Here is a 21,823-nt window from a genome sequence, read left to right on the forward strand (position 1 = left end):
CGGCGAACCCTATCATCGGAAAGCCTACGCAAGTCAATTTCCAGGCACGATCTACTCAACTTCAAGCAATGGAGTGTGCTATCTGATGCTCATGGAAACAGCTGCCGCGTCCGATCCGTTTGTCGCTTCCTTGCCGGTCTTCGCAAAGTTCGAAAGCGTTGCCGATATCGATAACTATCGGCCTCTCCCAGATGGCTGGGCGCTGGCCACCGCCGACATCGTCGGCTCGACCAAGGCGATCGAGGCCGGGCGCTATAAAACCGTCAATATGGCCGGTGCCAGCGTCATTTCGGCGCTGCTCAATGCGCTGGGTCGGCAAGATCTTCCCTTTGTCTTCGGTGGCGACGGTGCGCTCGTGGCGTTTCCCGGCTCGGTTCTGGACGTCACCCGCAACGCGCTGGCGGCTGTCCAGAGATGGGTGGCGGACGAACTGGACCTGACCTTGCGTGCCGCAATCGTGCCGATGAAGGATATAAGGGCGCAAGGCCTCGACGTTCGCGTGGCGAGGTTCCAGGCCTCCGAAGCGGTCTTCTATGCCATGTTCGCCGGCGGTGGCGGCAGTTGGGCGGAAGCCGAGATGAAAGCGGGACGCTACCGCATCGAACCCGCGCCGGCCGGCGCGCGGCCGGATCTGACCGGCCTCTCCTGCCGCTGGAACCCGATAGAAGCCCGGCATGGCGAAATCGTCTCGATCATAGCCATACCGGGGGTGTCGCGCGACTTGCGCGGTTTTCAGTTTCTGGCTTCCGACATCATTGCCCTTGCCGGCAGGCAGGAGCGCGATGGCCACCCCGTGCCGGTGGACGGGCCGGGCTACAGTCTGCTGCCAGCCGGTCTCGATGTCGAGGCGCGGGCCACGGCGCCGCCAGGGCGGCGATGGCTGGCGAAGCTGTGGGTGATCTTCCTGATGACGCTTACTGCGGTCGCCGATAGATTTGGCTGGACCATCGGTCGTTTCGATCCAAAGGTCTACAAACGCGAAGTGGCAAGCAATTCGGATTTCCGGAAGTTCGACGACGGCTTGAAGATGACCATCGACGTTGACGCGGATGTGTTGCAACGCATCGAGAGCCGGCTGAAACAGGCGGAAGAGGCGGGCATCTGCAGCTACGGCCTGCACCGCCAGAAATCGGCCTTGATGACATGCCTCGTCGCCTCGCCGCTGCAGCGCGATCACATTCATTTCATCGATGGCGCCGCCGGCGGCTATGCCATGGCCGCCGCAAGCTTGAAGGCGAAGCTGCCGGTCTGATGAAGGCTTGCGGAAATCGACCTTCCGCAATATGCCTCCGCCATGGTTGTTGGGACCAGGTGAGCCTCGCCATGGACGCGGACAGCCTGTCCGAATTGACGGAAGAACAGATTTTTGGACGCCTCACGATCGCCATTTGACCGTCTTCTGAACCGGATTTCGACGCGCGCCGCGCAAGTCGGAGTGATCGGACTGGGCTATGTCGGGCTGCCGCTGGCGGTTGCGATCGCGCGCGCCGGCTTCCCGGTTTCCGGTTTCGACATCGAAGCCCGGAAGGTCGAGTGCCTGAACAACGGCCAATCCTACATTGAGGCGGTAACGTCGACTGCCCTTGCCGGCGAGGTGGCTAGCGGTCGGTTCCGTGCCACTGCGGATTTTGTCGAACTGACTGTCTGCGATGTCATCATCATCTGCGTTCCAACACCGCTGACGAAACATCGTGAGCCGGACCTCTCCTTCGTCAGGAACACGGCAGGCACCATCGCCAAGCATCTGCGTCTCGGCCAGCTGATCGTGCTGGAATCGACCACCTATCCCGGCACCACCGACGATGTGATCAAGCCCATATTGGAAGAAACCGGATTGCAATCGAAGATAGACTTCTTCCTCGGTTTCTCGCCCGAACGCGAGGATCCCGGCAACCGCAGCTTTGAAGTCGCGACGATCCCCAAGGTCGTGGCAGGCGACGGTATCGAGGCGGCGACGCTCGTGCAGGCATTCTACCAGGGCGTGATCGAGACCGTCGTTCCGGTTTCCACCACGGCGACCGCCGAGGCGGTCAAGCTCACGGAAAACATCTTCCGCTCGGTCAATATAGCCCTTGTCAACGAGTTGAAAATCGTGCTCGGAGCGATGGGCATAGATATCTGGGAGGTGATCGAGGCTGCAAAGACCAAGCCCTTCGGCTACATGCCTTTCTATCCTGGCCCCGGACTTGGCGGTCACTGCGTTCCGATCGATCCCTTCTACCTGACGTGGAAGGCGCGCGAATACGAACTGCCGACCCGCTTCATCGAGCTGGCGGCAGAGATCAACACGGCCATGCCGAGTCATGTCGTCGATGAACTGGCCAAAGCTCTGGACCGGCGCTGCGGCAAGGCGCTCAGCCGCTCGCGCATTCTCATCATCGGGCTGGCCTATAAAAAGAATGTGCCCGACATCCGCGAAAGCCCCTCACTACGGCTCATTGAACTCATCGAGGAATGGGGCGGCAAGGCGGAATTCCACGACCCGCATGTTACCGAGATCCCGACCACACGGGAGCATATGGCGATCAAGGGGCGTCGCTCGGTCGAATTGACCGAAGCGGTCTTGAAGGATTTCGATGCTGTCCTCGTTGCAACCGACCATGATGCGATCGACTATCAGGCGATCGCCGATCACGCCCTTCTGATCGTCGACACACGAAATGTTTTTGGCCGTCTCGGACTAGCCCGAGAGACGGTGGTGAAGGCCTGACGGCGTCCGAGCCGGCGAAATTTTTTGCCCGATGTCAGGATCGGGATTGCACTCCGCCGGGAGCCTCGCCAAATATGTGTGCCAGGAGATAGATGCAGTTACGCCTGCTGCTTGCCTGCAACGACAGTCATCCGGGAATTCTTCGCCGGCTTTGCCGCCGAAGCCGGTTTCATTCACTTCGAGGGTCTGGCGGATCAAAGGAGATGGCTCGTCTTCGACGGGTTTCGAGATAGCATGAGCACAGCGCAAGCAGAAATTTCCACCATTCTCATGGACAAGGTTGCCGATTGGCTGACCCAATCGGCGCTGGCCGGCAACGACCTGGAAACATTGGTACAAGGCTTTTGTGAACGGCTGGCTGCTGCCGGCCTGCCGCTGAAGCGGGTGCATTTGAGTTTTTCGATGCTTCATCCGCTTTATGATGCGCTTGGCTTCACCTGGCTTCGCGGCCAGGGCATGGAAATGGAAGGCTTCCGCAAGGAGAGCGGCGTGCATTCCGACAGATTCCTGACCAGCCCATACTACCATCTGCTCAGCAACAAGCTCGACCATCTGCGGCGCCGGTTGAACGCGTCGGTGCCCCCCGAGTTTCCTGTTTTCGATGAACTCAAGCTTATGGGCGTCACCGATTACATGGCTTTCGTCCATCCCTTCAACGGCAACACCGGTCAGGGTATGTTGGGGTCCTGGTCCACCGACAGTGCCGCAGGCTTCAGCGACAGCATGATTTCGGCGCTGCTGCGAATCCAGAACCATCTCGCTATCGCAACCAAGATGGCGGTACTCACGAAGCTCGCCGACAACATGATGACAACTTATCTCGGCGGCGACGCCGGCAGGCGCGTGCTCGACGGCCAGATCAAGCGCGGCGAGGGTGATACAATCCGGGCCGCGCTGGTCATGGGCGACATGCGCGGGTCGTCAAGACTTGCCGAGACCTCCGGCCGCGAAGTCTATATCGATACGCTGAACCAGTTTTTCGACGCCGTTGCTGCACCGTTCAATCGCAAAGGCGGGCAGATCATGAGTTTCATAGGGGACGGCTTCATTGCCGTCTACCCTTGCGAAAGGCACCGCTCGCAGTCCGAGATCGCCTGCCAGGCTGCTCTTGCGGCAGCGCGCAAGGCCAGCGCGCGCATGATGGATCTCAATCAGCGCAGAAAGAAGCAGGGATTGGGCCATATAAAATTTGGTATCGGCCTGCATGTCGGCAATGTGATGTTCGGCAATGTCGGGCTTACCGACCGGCTGACATTTTCTGTCTTCGGCTCGGCTGTGAACGAGGTCCAGCGCCTCCAGACCCTGACCAAGAAGTATCCGCACAGCGTTCTCGCCAGCAAAGACTTCGCCAGCTATTGCGGCGCCGACAGCTGGCTGACGCTCGGCAACGAGGAACTGGCGGGCATCAAGCAGAAGCTGACGGTGCTTTCACCCGATCTGTCGGGTGCTCTCGCACTCGATGAAGATGCTGCGCTGGAGCCGATTCACGATCGAAGATCGGAAGCCGAGCAGCTCATGCTTCTTCATCGCGATGCCGCCCGGCTGTCGGAGGGCGACCGGAGGAAGCTTCAGTAACCGCCACGATCCGATCCGTACGCCTTGCTGTGCAGTCCATCGCCGGCTCCGCCTCTGGCGACCGTTTCGAATCCACGTTGCTCTAGGCTGGCAATGCGCTAGTCTTAATTTCTGGGCCTGCCGCCTGGCAGGCCTCCAGAGTGGGGCTGGTGTGAGAATGAATACAGGCGTTGACCTGCTGCGGATCGAGGATGTTGGCATCTCATTTGCCATTATCGGGGGACCGTTACATGCCGTCAGGCGTGCAAATCTTCGCGTCCTGCCCGGCAAGGTTACCGCGCTTGTGGGCGAGTCCGGTTCGGGAAAATCGGTTCTCAGCCAGGCAGTGATGGGTATTTTGCCGAGGACAGCCCATGTTCGCGGCCGTATCCTGTTTTCCGATCCTGAAAAGCCCGGCACGACGCAGGACATCCTGCAGATGCCGCGTGACGGACCCGAAATCCGGGCGCTGAGAGGCAGCCGCATCGGCAAGATCTTTCAGGAGCCGATGACATCGCTGTCGCCGCTGCACACGATCGGCAACCAGGTCAGCGAATCCCTGCAGATTCATACGCCCATGGCTCGGGCGGAGCGCAAGGCGCGGACGGAGGAAATGCTCGGCCTTGTCGGCTTTCCCGATCCCAGGCGTGCCTATGACATGTATCCTTTTGAACTTTCGGGAGGATTGCGTCAACGCGCCATGATCGCGATGGCGCTTATCTGCCGGCCCGCCCTGTTGATCGCCGACGAGCCGACGACGGCGTTGGACGTCACCATCCAGGCGCAAATCCTGCAATTGCTGCGCGGGCTTCAGACCAAACTGAACATGGCGATGCTGCTGATCACGCACGACCTCGGCGTGGTCGCCAATGTCGCCGACGAGGTGGTGGTCATCTACCATGGCGAGATCATGGAAGCGGGACCTGTCGAGGCGATATTCCGCCGGCCAAGTCACCCTTACCTGAAGGGCCTGATGGCAGCCGTTCCACATTTCGACCTGAAGCCTGGCGAAAGGCTAAAGGCGCTCCGCGACGTGCCGGTCAGTGTCGGGAACCTGCTCGGCAAGCAGACGGCGCCGGCATCGAAGGGGCCGGACGACATCCTGCTTTCGGTCAGGGATTTGACAAAGACCTTCACCACCCGCAAGTCCGGCTGGTTCGGCGGAGATCATCAAACCCTTGTTCGCGCCGTGGACGGCGTGAGCTTCGATATCAGACGGGGTGAGTGCCTGGGTCTGGTTGGCGAAAGTGGCTCCGGTAAAACCACCGTCAGCAAGATCCTCATGCGGGCCGTCACCCCTAGCGGCGGCTCTGTGATCTTCAACGGCCGCGATGGACCGATCGACGTCTTAGAGGCCGAGAGAGGCGCCTTGCGCATGCTGCGTGCGAAAATCCAGATGGTCTTCCAGGATCCGGTTTCGTCGCTTTCACCTCGCATGACGGTGGAGAACATCTTGAGCGAGCCGCTGGAAATCCATCAACGTGGCAATGCCGCGTCCCGACTGGCCACGGTCAAGAGCCTGATGCAGGCAATCGGGCTCGATCCGCGCTTCATCAAGCGTTATCCGCACAGTTTCTCCGGCGGGCAGCGTCAGCGTATCGGCATCGCGCGCGCGTTGGCACTGGGGCCCGAACTGCTGATCTGCGACGAACCGGTTTCGGCGCTCGACGTCTCTGTCCAGGCGCAGATCCTAAACCTTCTGAAGGACTTGCAGAAGGAACTGGGCCTGACTTACCTATTCATATCCCACAACCTGGCGGTGGTGGACTACATGGCCGATCGCATCGCGGTGATGTGCGGCGGGCGTATCGTCGAGCTTGCGCCGCGCGAAATTCTGCTTAGGAAACCGGTCCACCCCTACACGCGCTCGCTGGTCGCCGCAGTCCCTTTCCCCGATCTCGACAGGCCGATGGATTTCAAGACGCTGAAGCTCAGCGGCGCTTCGGACACCAGCGCATGGGGACCGCAATTCCGCGACGAGGGCGACGAGGACAAGTTGTCGCCGCTCGATCTTGGCGGCGGCCACCTCGTGCTGGCCCGACGTTCGGCCGATGTGAGCGAGCTACGCCATTGATCAGCCGGCGCACCGTCCTTGGCCTCATGGCTTCGGCATTTCTGCCGGGCACGTCGCGCGCCGGCGATCTGGAGCCGGAATTTCTTCAGCCGCAGTTGAAGGCCAGGGCGCTGCCGGCACTCGCCGAACGCCTGCCCAAGAGCCCGCGCGCGTTGAATCTCGCTGCGATGGGCCGGCAGCCCGGCCAGTATGGCGGCACGCTGCGCACGATCATCGGCAGCCAGAAGGATATCCGGATGATGACGATCTATGGGTATGCTCGCCTGGTCGGCTATGACGAAAAGCTTAACATGCAACCCGACATTCTCGAAAGTTTCAACGTAGCGGATGATCGCGTCTTCACTTTCAAGATACGGGAAGGACATAAATGGTCCGACGGTAGCCTGCTGACGCCGGAGGATTTTCGCTATTGCTGGGAGGATGTCTGGCTGAACGATGAGCTTTCGCAAGGCGGGCTCGCCCCGGCCCTGCTGGCGGACGGCAAGCCGCCTCGCTTCGACATCGTCGATCCGTTGACGGTCCGCTATAGTTGGGATGCGCCCAATCCCGACTTCCTGCCAAAGCTCGCCGCTGCTTCGCCTCTACCGCTTGTTCTGCCGGCCGCCTATCTCAAGCAGTTTCACAAAAAATACCAGGATCCATTCCGGCTGGCCGGTCTCATGAAGGAGTACCGGGCCAAGAAATGGACGCTCTTGCATATCCGCATGTCTCGGCAGTATCGCCCGGAGAACCCGGAGTTGCCGACGCTGGATCCTTGGCAGAACCGGACCAAGCCGCCGGCTGAGCAGTTCATTTTCGAGCGCAACCCGTTCTTTCATCGAATTGACGAAAATGGCCGGCAACTGCCCTATATTGACCGGTTTGTCATGAATGTCAGTTCGTCGGCGATCATTTCCGCCAAGACTGGTGCGGGCGAGAGCGACCTGCAATGCATGGGAATTGACTTCGCCGATTACTCCTTCCTGAAGGACGCGGAGAAGCGCTACCCGGTGAAGATGCATCTGTGGAAACGCACGCAGGGCTCGCGGCTGGCGCTGCTGCCCAATCTGAATTGTGCCGACCAGGTGTGGCGCGGCCTTTTTCGTGACGTGCGCGTGCGCCGCGCGCTTTCGCTCGCTGTGGACAGGCGCGAGATCAATTTGGCCGTGTTCTACGGATTGGCGCAGGAAAGTGCCGATACGGTCCTGCCGGAGAGCCCGCTCTACCGGCCGGAATTCGCGAAAGCCTGGGTCGCCCACGATCCCGACAAGGCCAATGCGCTGCTCGACGAGGTCGGGCTTCAGACGCGTGACGATGACGGCTTGCGGCTACTTCCCGACGGACGCCCGGCGCAGGTCATCGTGGAAACGGCCGGCGAAAGCACCCTGGAAACCGACGCGCTCGAACTCATCACCGATCACTGGCGCAAGATCGGCATTGCTGTGTTTATCCGGACTTCGCAGCGAGACATCTTCCGCAGCCGCGCACTTGGCGGCGAGATCATGATGTCGATGTGGTCGGGCATCGACAACGGCGTGCCGACCGCCGACATGAACCCGTACCAGTTGGCCCCCACCATCGACGACCAGCTGCAATGGCCGCTCTGGGGTGCTCACTACTTGTCTCATGGCACGGTCGGTGAAGCGCCCGATCTTCCGCCTGTGGTCGAGCTGATCGCTTTGCTCAAGCGCTGGAACGCATCAACCGAAGCCGCGGAGCGCGCCGAAATCTGGAATTCAATGCTATCGATCTACACCGATCAGGTGTTTTCAATCGGGACGGTGAACGCAACGTACCAGCCGGTTCTGGCGTCCTCGCGGCTGCACAACCTGCCTGACAAGGCGCTCTACGGCTACGACCCGACTGCCTATTTCGGCGTCTATATGCCCGATACATTCTGGCTTGGAGAGACCTGAGCGTGCTTCGATATATTGTCTGGCGCATTGCCGTAATGGTTCCAACGCTGCTGGTCATATCGGCGCTGGTGTTCACGATCATCGAACTTCCGCCAGGCGACTATTTCGACAGCTATGTTGCCGAGCTTCGAGCTCAGGGCGAAGCGGTGGATTCCGATCGCATCCAGATGATGCGCAAGGAATATGGTTTCGACCAGCCGCCGGTCATTCGCTACTTCTACTGGGTCGGCGGGATGCTGCACGGCGATTTCGGCTATTCCTTCGAATATGAGCTGCCGGTTCGCGACGTCGTCGGGGACCGAATGTGGCTGACCGTACTGGTTTCCTTCGTCACGATCATCTTCACCTGGCTCATCGCCTTTCCGATCGGCATGTACTCCGCCACGCATCAATATAGCTGGGGCGACTACGGCCTGACTTTCTTCGGCCTTCTCGGCCTTGCCATTCCGAACTTCATGCTGGCGCTGATTTTGATGTATTTCGCCAACATTTGGTTCGGCACGTCCATCGGCCATCTCATGGACCAGCAATATCTCGGAGAGCCGATGAGCTGGGCCAAGGCGAAGTCGATCCTCGCCCATCTCTGGATCCCGGTCTTGATCATCGGCACCGGGGGCACGGCAAGCATGATCCGACGGCTGCGCGCCAATCTGCTTGATGAGCTACACAAGCAGTATGTCGTGACCGCGCGCGCCAAAGGCCTTCATCCCTTCAAGGCGCTGGTCAAATATCCGCTGCGCATGGCGCTCAATTTCTTCATTTCCGACATCGGCTCTATCCTGCCGGCCATCATCTCCGGCGCCGAAATCACCGCGATCGTCCTGTCCTTGGAAACGACCGGGCCGATGCTGATCAGGGCGCTGCAGAGCCAGGACATGTATCTGGCGGGGTCGTTCCTGATGTTCCTTGCCTTCCTGACGGTCATCGGTGTCCTGATTTCCGACCTGGCGCTGGCGCTGCTTGATCCACGAATTCGTTTGCAAGGCGGCAGCACCAAATGAACACACCTTCGCCGCTGCCCGCTCCAGGTGCTCCACTGCAACACTACGTTTCCATCGCGCCCTTTGACCTGGAGTCGGTCGAGGCGATGACGCCGGAGCAATCGAAGGTCTTTCAGGCGTCGCAGTTGCGGCTGATGTGGTGGAAATTCCGAAGGCACCGGCTTGCCGTTGTTTCCGGCATATTCCTGGCAGCGCTTTATTTCGGGATACTGATCTGCGAGTTCCTGGCGCCCTACAATCTGCACACGCGCAACATGGACTACATCTATTCGCCGCCGCAGGGGGTGCACCTGTTCCACAACGGCCAGTTCGTCGGGCCATTCGTCTATGGCCGCCACATGACGCTGGATATGGACACACTCAAGCGAAACTACATCGAGGAGCAGGATGATGTTCAGCGGATCCGTTTCTTCTGCAAGGGCGACAGTTACCGGTTCTGGGGCCTGATCGAAGGGGACAGGCATTTTGTCTGCCCTGCCGAAAACGGCCAACTCTTTCTCGCCGGCACCGACAGGCTGGGGCGGGATGTGCTCTCTCGCATCATCTATGGCGCACGCATTTCACTGACAATCGGCCTCGTCGGCATCATTTTCAGCTTCCTGCTCGGCATAGTCATCGGCGGACTGGCCGGCTATCACGGCGGTCTCTTCGACCTGATCGTTCAACGGATAATCGAAGTTCTGCAATCGATCCCCAGCATTCCACTATGGCTGGCTCTGGCGGCGATCATGCCGATAACCTGGAGCCCGATCCTGATCTACTTCGGCATCACCGTCATCCTCGGGCTGATCCACTGGACCGGACTGGCGCGGGCCGTTCGTTCGAAGCTTCTAGCCCTGCGCGAGGAGGATTACGTTCTGGCCGCGCAATTGATGGGCGCCAACAGCAGCCGCATCATCGGGCGTCACCTCATTCCCGGCTTCATGTCGCATTTGATCGCGACGGCGACGATCTCCATACCGGGCATGATCCTTGGCGAGACGGCGCTGAGCTTCCTCGGGCTCGGCCTGAGGGCGCCGACAACCAGCTGGGGCATCCTGCTCACCGAGGCACGCAGCGTCAGCGTGATCGCGTTCTATCCATGGCTGCTTTTGCCGATGCTCCCCGTCATTCTCGTCATCTTGGCGTTCAACTTCCTCGGCGACGGCTTGCGGGACGCCGCAGACCCCTACAAGTGACATCGCTACTCCGCCGCGCGCCGGCCGCCGGCTCTACCCGGTATGATCCTTGTCGGCTGCCTGCTCGGTTGTTGCGGTGTCCATCGTTCGCCTCTATATGCGGCGAGACTCGATCGGGGCTTGACACGTCGCCCCAGGGTTTCACCCGCGACCCGTTCTGGTCGCGGGCATCGCCGATCTCTTTAGCTGGTTGAGGACACACAAACGCACATGAGTCGCCTTGAGAATTTCATCAGCAGGATGACCGCACAGCGCGACATTCTCGACCAAGTCTGCGTCGAGGTGGCGAAGATGGAGGGGCTCGTGCTCGAGCTGGGCCTCGGCAATGGCCGGACGTTCCATCATCTGCGCGAGCGCCTACCCGGACGCCGGATCGTGGTGTTCGACCGCGAAGTGGGCGCACACGCCAGCTCAATTCCCGAAGCTGAAAACCTCGTGCTCGGTGAGATACGCGAGACAGCGAAGAGGTTCATCGGCATCGATGCCGCTCTTGTTCATGCCGACATCGGCACCGGCTATGACGATCGCGATGCAGTGACCAATACCTGGCTTCCCGATCTGATTGCGCGAATGCTTCGCGTCGGCGGCTTCGCGGTCAGCGGCACACCGCTCGATCACCCGCAGCTGCAACGCCTCCCGCCGCCAACCTCGGAGCCCGCTGATCGTTATTTTCTCTCCAGGCGCGTGTGAGGGCGGAGACGAGTCTTCAGGGACCAAGTCTTCAAGGACCAAGTCTTCAAGGAATCGTATATACTGCTATTTCCCGCTCAATGCCGCGCAGCGAGACTTCGTGAGGCACGGGCGTCAGCGCGTTCCTGCGCAGCAGATCGGCGGTGAGATCGTCGTCGACCACAGCACGAGTGGCGAAGATCGCCTGTGCGTTGGCAAGGTTCTGGACCCGCGAAGCAATGTTGACCGTCTGGCCGAAATAGTCCTGTCGCTCGTTCATGGACACCGCGATGCAGGGGCCGGCATGGACCCCGATCTTGAGCAGCAGATCCTCGCGCCCGCTCTTGTCATTGAGCGCACGCATGGCATCGCGCATCCTGAGGGCCGCAGCTATCGCGCGATCAGGCGTCGCGAAGGTCGCCATCACCGCATCGCCGATCGTCTTCACCACCGCGCCTGCCTCCGCCGCGACGATCTCGTGCAGCACCTGGAAATGCGCGCGTACGAGATCGAAGGCCGAAAGGTCGCCCACCCGCTCGTAAAGCGCGGTCGATCCGCGCAGGTCGGTGAACAGGAAGGTCAGGCTGGTGATCTTCAGGCGCTGGTTGATGTCGAGCGTATCCGCGCGATAGAGATCGCGGAACGTCTGGTTGGTGAGCAGGCGCTTGGCGGTGAGGAAGGGCCGGCGTTTACCGAGGAGATCATGCAATTGCTGGCCAGCGATGAAGACCGTCGGCAGCACGCGGGTGTCGGTCCTGTTTTCCAGCAAAATGCGCAACGGGCCGGGTTGCATCTCCAGCGTCTGGTTCTGGACATGGTCGCGGTCAAAGACCAAGGAGAGGCTTCGGCGCTCCTTTGTTGGTTCGCCCTTGACGTCGATGAACTGCGCTGAGTGGGTGACCGGCTCGAACACGATGATGAATTGGGACGGAAGCTGTATGGGCAGAACCGCCTTTTCACCGGGCGCAAGCTCGATATCCTCCAGCGAGAACGCTTCAATCTTTTTCGCGAAATCCTCATCCGGCAGATCGACGCCGGACGCCCAGTAGATCTGGCGGAAATATTCCACCAACGGCAGTTCGTGTGGATTGTGGGCGGCAATCCTGCGCATGCGGGGACTGACGGTGAATGTCACCTCGACCATCTCGTCGAGGGTCGGCGAATAGCCCTCGGCGCACAGCGCGCAGGTGTATTCTTCCTTCTGCATGGTTTTCAGCGTTGCATTGGTGTCGAGCACGCCGCCACAGCCGGGACACAGAACATTCCAGGAAATGTCAAAGATGCCCACCCGCGCCGCATGGAGAAACGCGCCTATGGTGCGTTCCTCGTCGAGGCCATGCTTGCTGGCGAAGGCTGGCGCGTTGATGCGGCAAAGTTCGCGGTCCTTGCCCTCCGCGATTGTTCGCTTGATCGCGTCGATTGCCTGTGGATCGACATCGGTCGATTGCCGCAGAAGCGAGAACAGGTCCTGAGCTTCGTTCATCGTGCAGGCTCCGGAAAATGCACCCCCGCGGCGTGTTGACCGGACCGCTCTTTGATCCGGGTGTTCTATTTTACTTCGAAACGGACCGTATGGCCATTCGAGTAGATAAGCCGGGTGACAATTCATTTCCATTCGGCCGATTTTCAACAGCCGCAAGCGGCACTATGATGGGTCATGGGGCATTCATCTTTGGGACCGTCTCCCATGCCGACATCCGACAACCCGCCATTTCCCGCGGCTCTGCGCCTTTTCTCCGCAGGGGTTATCATCGTCCTGATCGTCGGCGCAGGCCTGTTTTTCGCGCCGGCCCTGGTCAAGCCGCGCTGGCCCTGGCCAGTCACGCCATTCAGTGCCCGCTTCCTCGGCGGCTTCTACACCGCCGAAATGGCGGTGATGGCGGCGCTCTTATTCTGGAACCGGTGGTCGCCCGGCAGGCTGGTGCTCGTCATGGCCTTCATCTTCACCGTCATCGTGTCGGCGGTTTCGTTGATCAATCTCGGCTATTTCGACTTCGAGCGAAAAGCGACCTGGCTCTGGTTCCTGGTCTATCTTGCCTCGGCCGCGGTATCCGGGCTGTTCCTGTGGCAGGCCAGGGCCCGCCCTTCAGCGAAAGGCGTGACTTTGAATCCCGCATGGCGCGGCTACATGTTGGCGGAAACGACGATCCTTGGGCTCTATGGCGTCGGCATGCTGCTGTTTCCCCTGATGGTCAGCCGCACCTGGCCATGGTCGGTCGATCCCTTCCACGCCCAGGTCTATAGCGCCATCTTCCTCGCCGGCGCTGGCGGCGTATATCTCGTCTGGAAAAGCGCGCCGCGCGAAGAACTGCTGGTGCTCGGCCTGGCGCAGTTTCTGGTCGGCCTGCTTGCCATCCTTGGCCTCGTCATCACCGACGCCGCCGTGCACCGGATCGGCTGGACGGCGACCGGGACATTGTGCTGGCTCGCCCTTTTCGGTTGGATCGGCGTCAGCGGCGCCTTCAAACTCTACGGCGCCTTCCGGTATTTCAGCGCGCAATCGGCATCATAGGTTGTAGAGACGGCTGGATTTTCAGGTGCAGTCCGGTGCATCGTGCCGGGCCTCTTGCCTTCACCGGAACGCCATGACCAGCACCACCTCGCCATCCCCCGAGAAGATCCAGCCGCAAATCCGGTCCGTCCGGCCAAGCGATGCGCAGGCGCTTTGCGCCATCTTCAACATGCCGGGCTTCCGCGAGGGCACGCTCAGGATGCCCTTCGAGAGGGTGGAGCAGGTGGAGCGGCGCATCGCCAAGTCCGGCCAGGAAACCACCTGGATCGTTGCGGAATTGGACGACAGGGTTGTCGGCCATGGCAGCCTGGTCGTGCAGGGTTCGCCGCGCCGTTCGCATATCGGCGAGATCAATATCGGCCTTGACGATGCCTTTGTCGGCAAGGGGATTGGCTCGGCCATTCTTGGCGCGTTGCTTGACGTGGCCGACAATTGGCGCGCCTTGAAGCGGGTCGAATTGACCGTCTATGCCGACAACGAACCGGCCATCCGTCTTTACGCAAGCCACGGCTTTGAGGTCGAAGGCCGGCATGTGAAGGCCGGTTTTACCAACGGGCGGTACCACGACCTCCTGAGCATGGCCCGGCTGCGGTTCTAAGATCCGCTGTCTGGCCTCAACCGTTCAGCCAGTCAAACAATTCGTGCCGAGTCTGGTCTCCCTTGGCGTTTGCACCGCAAGCGGCTAGACGGGACCAATGACTGCCGTCCTTGACCCTACCTCTGCGCCTCCGGCGGACATTCTGGCTGTGCTGTCGCTGCTTTGCCCGGAAGTTGTGCGTGACATTGAGCAGAACTGGAATGCACCGGTTTCCGAATACGCCCGCCATCTGTGGCGGCCCTTGCCAAGGCCTGCATCAAGCCCGGCGATCGCTGCCCGCTCAATCCTGCGCGACCTCCTGCAGCAGCGCCTCGGGGTGATCATGCAGCCTGAAGAGGTCGGCAAGGCCCTCGAAGAGTTCGAGCACAGACCGGTGATTCAGTCAGGCCTGCACTGCCTGCTTCTGATGGACCGGATCACCTTCGACGCCCACCTGCTTGCCTGGCTCGGCGCGGTCGAAAACGGGCTGTCCGTCTTCTTCAGCTTCATGGGAACGACGATGACCATGGAGACAGTTGGCCGGGAGGGGCCGGGATGGCTCGATGTCGGCGACGACAAGGTCAACCTGTTCGGCATGGGGCGCCACAAGCTGTGCCGCAAAAGCGCCTGCGCGGCCGGTCCCGTCACCCTCAACACGAGCGCGCTCGAAGCGGTGGGCAATGAGACGGACGCCAGTCGTTGGCTGGGCACACTGCTCGCCAGCCAGGACAAGGTGTTTGCAACCGCCGCCGATGCGCTCACAGAGCTCAACGAAGACCTAGTCGCCAGTTGGGATCGTTCCGGCATGGCCCTGCCGGTTTTCATCGATGATCGACTCGCCGCGGCTGCCATGGCTCGGCATCTGGAATATGACGGCAGCCTCCTGTCCAGACTGCTCATTGAGCCCGCAAGGCGCCAGCGTCTCGACCGTGCCTTGCAAGAGGCCGCATCGACCCCATTTGGCAGATTCCTGCCCAATGCCACGACTTATTTCTGGGGCATCCGCGAGGAGCGCGTGCGCAAGCTCGTCCTCGAGAACGGGCACCTGATCGAGCCTGACAGGCCGCATGGTCTTTCCATCCCGTTCGAGCGGCCGCATCTCAGGCAGGCGCTGCTGGACGGCGTGCTGCTGCCGAACTTGTTCCTGATGTTCCTCGTCCTCGCCATATTGCCGCGCGTGCGGGTTGTGGGTGGCCTGAGACAGATTGGTTATGTAGCGCTTTTCCACTCGATCCTGCTGGCTGCGCTAGATGAAAACGCGCCGGAAGAGCGCGATCTGGCTGCGGAGCTGCAGGTTCGGGAAAATGCCTGGGGCATGCGGGTCATCGATGAAAAGATCTCAGTCCGCGAGCAGCTTGCCGGCCTGCCGGAAGGGGCGCTTTTCCCGGAACTGCTCCGGCAATACCGATTGCGGACATTTGCCGAGACGACCGACGACCTGAAACTGGTTCGCGAAAACGCTCGATGGCGCAAGATCGGCCAGGCTGGGATCAAGGCGACCTGACATGGCCTCCTGTCATTGCACGACACCGGCCTTGCGGAGCCCGTCCACCACGAGTTCGAAATCGGCAGGGTTCTTGTAGGGCAAGACCTTGCGACGGTATTCCAGCGAATAGTCGGGGTTGAGGCGAAGCACTTCCTGCCATGCCGCGCGGGCCTCGGCGAAACGGCTGAGATGGCCGTAGCAGGCGGCCAGAAGCGCGCGAGAGACGTCGGTGACAGCGTTGCGAGCCAGCCGTTGCAGCAAGAGGTCAACGGCCTCTTCGTACCTTCCCAGTTGGAACGCCGCCAAAGCCTGGAAATGCAGAAGCACATCTGGAAAGTATGGATTCAAGGTCTTCGCCCGGGCGAAACTCTCGAGGGCCTCCTCGGGTCTGCCCGAATAGTACAGCGCCTCGCCGAGGATGACGTGCCCTTCCGCGAAGTTCGGATTGAGGACGATCGCGCGCTCGGCCTCGTCGATGGCCCCATCGTGCTGTCGTGTGTACAGCTTGGCTATAGCCAGCGCCCAGTGCGCCCAGGGATCGCTGCCATCCAGCGTTACCGCTCGCGTTGCGACCTCTTCCGCCTGCGCCATCGATTCCGGCGGCGAGGCACTCCACCTATTGAGGTAGTCGAGTCCGTGCGTGAGTGCGAGGAAAGCGTGGGCAGAGGCAAAGTTCGGGTCCAGGTCGATGGCACGTTGCAAGACGTCGCGGGCTGCGACGTTGGTTTCCTTCGTCAGCCGGTGCCACAGCTCCCGGCCCCGCAGGAAACAGTCATACGCCTCCGCGTTGCGCGGGTGCTCGGGCGCCAGCCGCTGACGGTCACCCTCGGTCAGATTGAGCGCCAGCGCACCGACGATCTGCTGCGTCACGTCGTCCTGGACGGCGAATATGTCGGTCAGCTCGCGATCGAACCGCTCCGCCCAAAGATGGCCGCCCGAGGTTGCATCGATGAGCTGCGCGGTGATGCGCACCCTGTTCCCCGACTTGCGTACGCTGCCCTCAAGCACATGCCGCACGCCGAGTTTCGCGCCCACCTCCTGCACACGGACGTTCTGGCCCTTGAAGGTGAACGACGAATTGCGTGCGATGACGAAGAGCTGCGACAGTTTGGACAGCGCCGTGATGATGTCTTCGGAGATGCCGTCGGCGAAGTAGTCCTGTTCGGCGTCACCGCTCATGTTGGTGAACGGCAGTACGGCGATCGACAGCTTCGGCGGCGCTGCCGCTGCCGGCCGGCCCGTCGCGGTTTCCGGGGTCGCCTTGGTCCCGGCGCTACCGACTTGCAGCGAATAGACCCGGATGGGCTCGGCGATGTTCTTGAGCTGCGTGCTGCCGAGATCGCTGACCGAGAGGTCCAGCCTCGCCTTGACCTGGCGATAGGCATCCTCGGACAGGCAGATGGCGCCGGGCGCCGCGACGCCCTCCAAACGCGAAGCGATGTTGACGCCGTCGCCCATCAGGTCGCCGTCGCTTTCTTCAACGACATCCCCCAGATGAATACCGATCCTGAACTCGATGCGGCGGTCCTGCGGTACGCCGGCATTGCGCTCCACCATGCCGTTCTGAACCTCAACGGCGCAACGCACGGCATCCACCACGCTGCGGAACTCAACCAGCGCCCCATCCCCGGTACGCTTGATCACCCGCCCGTTGTGCACAGCGATGATCGGATCGATCAGGTCGCTGCGCAGGGCCCGCAACCTCGCCAAGGTACGATCCTCGTCCGCGCTCGCGAGCCGGCTGTAGCCGACGACATCCGCGGCCAGGATTGCGGCCAGCTTGCGATTCTCGCTCATCGGTCCGTCTCCTCGTCCCTACAATAGCAGGAAGACAGAGGGGAAGAGGGAACTTTCGCAAAGGACGCAGCCGCCCGAATCGGCAGCGCCCTGCCACGGAGCCACACGGATCGCTCGATGCCGATTTGCGCTGCCGCTTGCCGGTCGACGGCTAACGGTTCATCCTTGTGAGTACCTTGGCCGTGACGTGCGTAGCGCGATCACGCCGTCACGGTAGCTAGTGAGGTCTTTTCGATGGACTGCTCGGGCTGCGGTTTCGAGGTTGAGAGCGGATACGCTTTCTGTCCGAGGTGCGGCAGGCGCCAACCGGTGCCATGCGCAAGTTGCGGCTACCTCTGCGCACCTGATTTCGAGTTCTGTCCGAAATGTGGGGCAAGCGTCGGTGCGCCCGCAAAAGCGGTCGAACGGCCTGCTCCCACACCAAGCCGGACCGTTGTGCCGCCTTCTCGAATTCCGTCGCTGCTTCCGAACATCGAAGGCGATGGGCTGCAACCCGTCTCAGAGGCCGATCGTCGGACGGTAACGGTCCTGTTCGCCGACCTTTGCGGCTTCACGACACTCAGCGAGCAGCTCGACCCCGAGGTGATGCAAGCGCTGCAGAACGAACTGTTCAAGGAATTGACGGCGGCCGTGCGAAACTTTGGTGGTTTCGTCGACAAATTCATCGGCGACGCACTGCTTGCCTTGTTCGGGGCGCCGGTCGCGCATGAGGACGATCCGGAGCGTGCGCTTCGCGCCGCTCTCGACATGATCGCCCGGACGGCGCGGCTCGGCGAAAGCGCGCCCAACTCCGGCTCGCCGCTGTTGCTCCACATCGGCATAAACACCGGTCCGGTCGTCACCGGCGGATTGGGCATCGGCACCGCCAAATCCTATTCGGTTACCGGTGACACCGTGAATACGGCGCAACGCCTGCAATCGCTGGCCGCACCGGGTGAGGTGCTGGTAGGCGAGCTCACTCACAAGCTGACCCGGCATGCCTTCTCCTACGAACCGCTGGGTGATGTCGTGCTTCGCGGCAAGGCCGGCAGTGTGCTCGTCCATCGGCTGGATGCACCGCTTGCGGCGCCGCGTGCGGCGCGTGGGCTCGAGGCGCTCGGCCTCAGCGCGCCGATGATAGGTCGTGACGCGGAGCTGCATAGAATGCTGGCGAGCCTTGACCAGGCGTGCAGTGGCTCGGCCCAACTTGTCCGCCTCGTTGGAGAAGCCGGTATCGGGAAATCGCGGCTGGTGAAGGAGTTCGTCGCCCGCGTCGGCGACGAGGATCGTTTTCGCAACGTCGCCGTGCGGCAGGCCACGTGCTCACCGCTGGGCGAACGATCATTTGGCGCCTTGGGCGCGGTGGTGCGTAGCGCTGCCGGGATGATGCAGAACGACAATGGGGACGAAATGCGGGGGAAGCTCGCAGGCTTGCTGGCCGATCTCGGCCTGCAGGGCGAGGAGGCGAAGCGGCTGATGCCCTTGCTCTACCATGTGCTTGGTCTTGGCGACCCCGATGCCACCTTGCAGCATGTCGAGCCCGAGCAGCTGCGGCGGCAAATTCTCTACGCAGTCCGCACAATCATCGAACGGCGGCTTGCGTTGTCGCCGCTGTTGATTGTCGTCGAAGACCTGCACTGGGCCGACGCCGTGTCGCTCGAGGCACTGCGTTTCGTGATGGACAGGTTGGAGCGCACGCGGTTGATGTTGCTGGTCACGCATCGTCCGGAGCCGGACCACGGCCAGCTCGACTCAAGTCGGGTCAGTCACACAGCACTCAGGCTCTCACCGCTTAGCCGCGATGACGGACGCAGCCTGTTAGCGGCGCTTTTCGGCGAGAGCTGGGTAAACTCCGCAGGAGGGCTTCTTGACCAGATCCTCGAGCGCGCGGGCGGCAACCCCCTTTTTATAGAGGAGATCGTTCGCGGCCTTATCGATCGCGGTGTACTGGTGCGCGAGGGCCAGCGATGGAGGACTGTGGCAGGCGAGGTCGCAACCGGCATCCCCGCCACGATCCAGGCAATGTTGCTCGCCCGCGTCGACCGGCTGCCCCAAGAGGTACGCCGGTTGGCCCAGGAAGCCGCGGTGATCGGCCCGCGCTTCGATGCCACACTTCTGAAAACCGTGACAGCCGATCCTGGCCGGCTGGAAGCCGGCTGCGAACTGCTTTGCGATGCCGAAATCATCGAGGAAGTTGCCGGATCAGGCTCGGTCTCGTCGCAAAGCTACCGCTTTACGCAAACATTGCTGCAGGACGTGATCTACCAGAATCTGCTCTTGCAGCGCCGGACCGACATCCACGGGCGGGTCGGTGCTGCCTTGGAGAAACTGTGCGGCGACAAGCCGGAACGGCTCGAGGATTTGACCGTGCTCGGTCATCATTTCGCACAGAGCGCCGAGCGGGAGAAGGGCGCGCACTACCTGCAGGCGGCGGGCGATCACGCTCGCATGATCTACGCCAACGACGACGCCCTTCGTTTCTACGAGCGGGCACTGACTGCGTTGGGCGCGACCGGGCAGACACCGCTCAAACTGGCAATTGCAGAGCGCATTGCCGATTTGAGCGGTCCGGCAGGCCGCCGCGAGATCGCGCACCGCCATTACGAGACGGTGTTGCAGGCATATCGCGAGTCAGCCGATCGTGTCGCTTCGGCGCGCGTTTTGCGCAAGATCGGTCGCCTGTTCTGGGACGTCGGCAAGCGCGACAATGCAGAATCCCGCTATGCTGAAGCGGCAGCGCTCCTCGATGGAGCGGATGCCCCGATCGAGCAGGCGCATCTCTGGCAAGAACGTGGCCGACAGGCGTTCCGTAGCGGAGATCATGCTCTCGCGGCAAAATGGGCGGACGCGGCGCTGGATTGCGTCGGCGCTCTGACGACGGAGCGTGCCTCCGAGGCAGGGTGCGATGCCACCCTTGTGACCGCCGAGGCACTCAATACCAAGGCTGTCGCGCTGGCTCGCCTTGGACGAGACCGTGAAGCCGTGCGGCAGGTTGAGCGTAGCATTGAATTGGCCGAAGCCGCCGGTCTGCTGGGCGCGGCCTGCCGCGGCTACACCAATCTCGGCGTGCTTTACACGACCATCGATCCGGCAAAGGCGATCGAGGTCTGTCGGCGCGGTCTTGAAGTGGCGCGCCATATTGGTGATCTGGGTTTCCAGGCGCGCCTCCTCGCCAATCTGGCGGTCGCTTGTTGTACTTTCACGGATCGCTGTCCGACGGAGGGCATCCCTGCCGCAGAGAAGGCCATCGAGATCGACCGGGCGCTCGACCAGCGCGAGCACCTGCCGGTGCCGTTGATCGTGCTTGGGCAGATCCACCAGTGCAACGGCCGTCCGGAACTGGCGGTTGGCTTGTTCGAGGAAGCACTGGACGTAGCCCGCGAAACGGGCGAGCCCCAGTTGCTGTTTCCGTGCTATGATGGTCTCGCAACGCTCAATCTCGACCTCGACAATCTGGCCGAGGCCGAACGTTACTTTTCCCTGGCGCAGGGAACATGCGCCCAGCACGGGCTGGATCCGGAAACGCTTGTGGTGCTGCCTTTTCTCGACTAGCCGGGTGGGAGGTTGAAATGTCCGCGCCTATTGACTTGTTACCGCTTCAACCGGGCGACCGCGCGCCGAACTTGGTACTCGACGCCATTACCCAGGAAGGCAAGATCGCGCTTGACGACTTTCGTGGACAAAAGCCGGTGCTGGTCGGGCTGTTTCGAGGTCTGCATTGTGCGTTTTGCAGGCGCCATATCGCCGCCCAGGCGCGGCTCGATCCGGAGTTGCGCGAAAGGGGCGTGGGGAGCCTGACGGTGGTCAACACGCCGATCGAACGGGCGCGTCTCTATTTCCGCTACCACCCGATGCCGAATCTGCTTGCGGCCTCGGACCCTGAACGCGCTTCACATCGTGCTTTTGGACTGCCCAATCTCGAATTCACCGAAAACGAGACGAACTGGCCGTACAAGGTCTCGATGGCAGCGGCAAAGGATATGCGGGTCGACATGCCAGGCGAGTTGCCCGGTCCTTTGGATCCCTTTGCCGCCAGCGAAATCCTCAACAACAAGGACCACTACGAACTGACCGAAGCCGATGAGCAGATGATGGCGACCGGACACGGACAACTGATAGGTCAGTTCCTGCTGGACCGGCAGGGGATCGTCCGCTGGAGCTTCACGGAGGTTCCAGAGGGGGGGCGATACATGTTTGGGGCGCCAAACCCGCAGGAGCTGATGTCAGCCGTGTCCCAAGTCGCCCAATAGACTAGCGAAGGCGGTACCGGCGGGACATTGAGCAAAAAGCGGAACCAATTTGTCACAAATCTAGACCGGCCTCGACGAGCCAGAATGTAAGGTTCTGGCATTGTCTGCATCGCCTCTGACTGGCGATTTTCTTTGTGGATC

General features: G+C 61.4%; 15 protein-coding genes. 13 read left to right on the plus strand and 2 right to left on the minus strand.

The features are described from left to right. The first annotated feature begins 91 nt into the window (after positions 1-91). The 8 genes from FJV80_RS22285 to FJV80_RS22320 all read left to right on the plus strand — a co-directional run bounded on the left by FJV80_RS22285 (position 92) and on the right by FJV80_RS22320 (position 11,102). Positions 92-1,252 (plus strand): DUF3095 domain-containing protein, encoded by a 1,161-nt coding sequence (locus tag FJV80_RS22285; RefSeq protein WP_246689018.1) that lies wholly within the window; start codon positions 92-94, stop codon positions 1,250-1,252. Between the two features lie 114 nt (positions 1,253-1,366). Further along, positions 1,367-2,710 (plus strand): nucleotide sugar dehydrogenase, encoded by a 1,344-nt coding sequence (locus FJV80_RS22290; RefSeq protein ID WP_142877439.1) that lies wholly within the window; start codon positions 1,367-1,369, stop codon positions 2,708-2,710. Positions 2,711-2,944: 234 nt separating this feature from the next. After that, positions 2,945-4,285 carry an adenylate/guanylate cyclase domain-containing protein gene (locus tag FJV80_RS22295; RefSeq protein ID WP_142877460.1) on the plus strand — a complete coding sequence of 447 codons (1,341 nt, stop codon included), beginning with the start codon at positions 2,945-2,947 and terminating at the stop codon, positions 4,283-4,285. 157 nt (positions 4,286-4,442) lie between these two features. Continuing rightward, the gene (locus tag FJV80_RS22300) at positions 4,443-6,338 is read left to right on the plus strand and encodes an ABC transporter ATP-binding protein (RefSeq protein WP_095775243.1); all 1,896 of its coding nucleotides are present in this window, start codon (positions 4,443-4,445) and stop codon (positions 6,336-6,338) included. Next, positions 6,335-8,233 (plus strand): ABC transporter substrate-binding protein, encoded by a 1,899-nt coding sequence (locus FJV80_RS22305; RefSeq protein ID WP_095775244.1) that lies wholly within the window; start codon positions 6,335-6,337, stop codon positions 8,231-8,233. The genes FJV80_RS22300 and FJV80_RS22305 overlap by 4 nt, the downstream gene beginning before the upstream one ends. 2 nt (positions 8,234-8,235) lie before the next feature. Continuing rightward, complete coding sequence (locus FJV80_RS22310) at positions 8,236-9,234, plus strand: ABC transporter permease (protein WP_095775245.1); 999 nt, start codon at positions 8,236-8,238, stop codon at positions 9,232-9,234. Further along, positions 9,231-10,412: an ABC transporter permease gene (locus FJV80_RS22315; protein WP_095775246.1), complete on the plus strand. Its 1,182-nt coding sequence runs from the start codon at positions 9,231-9,233 to the stop codon at positions 10,410-10,412. The genes FJV80_RS22310 and FJV80_RS22315 overlap by 4 nt, the downstream gene beginning before the upstream one ends. Before the next feature lie 210 nt (positions 10,413-10,622). Then, complete coding sequence (locus FJV80_RS22320; RefSeq protein ID WP_095789774.1) at positions 10,623-11,102, plus strand: class I SAM-dependent methyltransferase; 480 nt, start codon at positions 10,623-10,625, stop codon at positions 11,100-11,102. Between the two features lie 46 nt (positions 11,103-11,148). On the opposite strand, the gene FJV80_RS22325 is transcribed toward FJV80_RS22320, so the two are convergent. Continuing rightward, positions 11,149-12,564, minus strand: a complete 1,416-nt coding sequence (locus tag FJV80_RS22325) for an adenylate/guanylate cyclase domain-containing protein (RefSeq protein WP_095775248.1) — start codon at positions 12,562-12,564, stop codon at positions 11,149-11,151. Between the two features lie 204 nt (positions 12,565-12,768). Between FJV80_RS22325 and FJV80_RS22330 the strand changes: the two genes are divergently transcribed. The 3 genes from FJV80_RS22330 (at position 12,769) to FJV80_RS22340 (ending at position 15,674) form a co-directional block, all read left to right on the plus strand. Beyond that, positions 12,769-13,593 (plus strand): hypothetical protein, encoded by an 825-nt coding sequence (locus FJV80_RS22330; RefSeq protein ID WP_095775317.1) that lies wholly within the window; start codon positions 12,769-12,771, stop codon positions 13,591-13,593. Positions 13,594-13,666: 73 nt separating this feature from the next. Next, positions 13,667-14,191, plus strand: coding sequence for a GNAT family N-acetyltransferase (locus FJV80_RS22335; RefSeq protein WP_142877440.1), 525 nt, complete (start codon positions 13,667-13,669; stop codon positions 14,189-14,191). Between the two features lie 97 nt (positions 14,192-14,288). Further along, positions 14,289-15,674 (plus strand): hypothetical protein, encoded by a 1,386-nt coding sequence (locus FJV80_RS22340; protein WP_142877441.1) that lies wholly within the window; start codon positions 14,289-14,291, stop codon positions 15,672-15,674. 12 nt (positions 15,675-15,686) lie between these two features. Here the strand turns inward: FJV80_RS22340 and FJV80_RS22345 are convergent, their stop codons facing one another. Continuing rightward, the gene (locus tag FJV80_RS22345; protein WP_142877442.1) at positions 15,687-17,453 is read right to left on the minus strand and encodes an adenylate/guanylate cyclase domain-containing protein; all 1,767 of its coding nucleotides are present in this window, start codon (positions 17,451-17,453) and stop codon (positions 15,687-15,689) included. Between the two features lie 234 nt (positions 17,454-17,687). Here FJV80_RS22345 and FJV80_RS22350 point away from each other — a divergent pair, with 234 nt between their 5' ends. Together FJV80_RS22350 and FJV80_RS22355 are read left to right on the plus strand one after the other, a co-directional pair. After that, positions 17,688-20,984: an adenylate/guanylate cyclase domain-containing protein gene (locus tag FJV80_RS22350; protein ID WP_142877443.1), complete on the plus strand. Its 3,297-nt coding sequence runs from the start codon at positions 17,688-17,690 to the stop codon at positions 20,982-20,984. Positions 20,985-21,001: 17 nt separating this feature from the next. Beyond that, entirely contained in the window at positions 21,002-21,682 is a 681-nt protein-coding gene (locus FJV80_RS22355; RefSeq protein ID WP_095775253.1) for a redoxin domain-containing protein, read from the plus strand. Positions 21,683-21,823 lie beyond the last annotated feature (141 nt).

It is taken from the genome of Mesorhizobium sp. WSM4310, assembly GCF_007003935.1.
Taxonomy (GTDB): Bacteria; Pseudomonadota; Alphaproteobacteria; order Rhizobiales; family Rhizobiaceae; genus Mesorhizobium.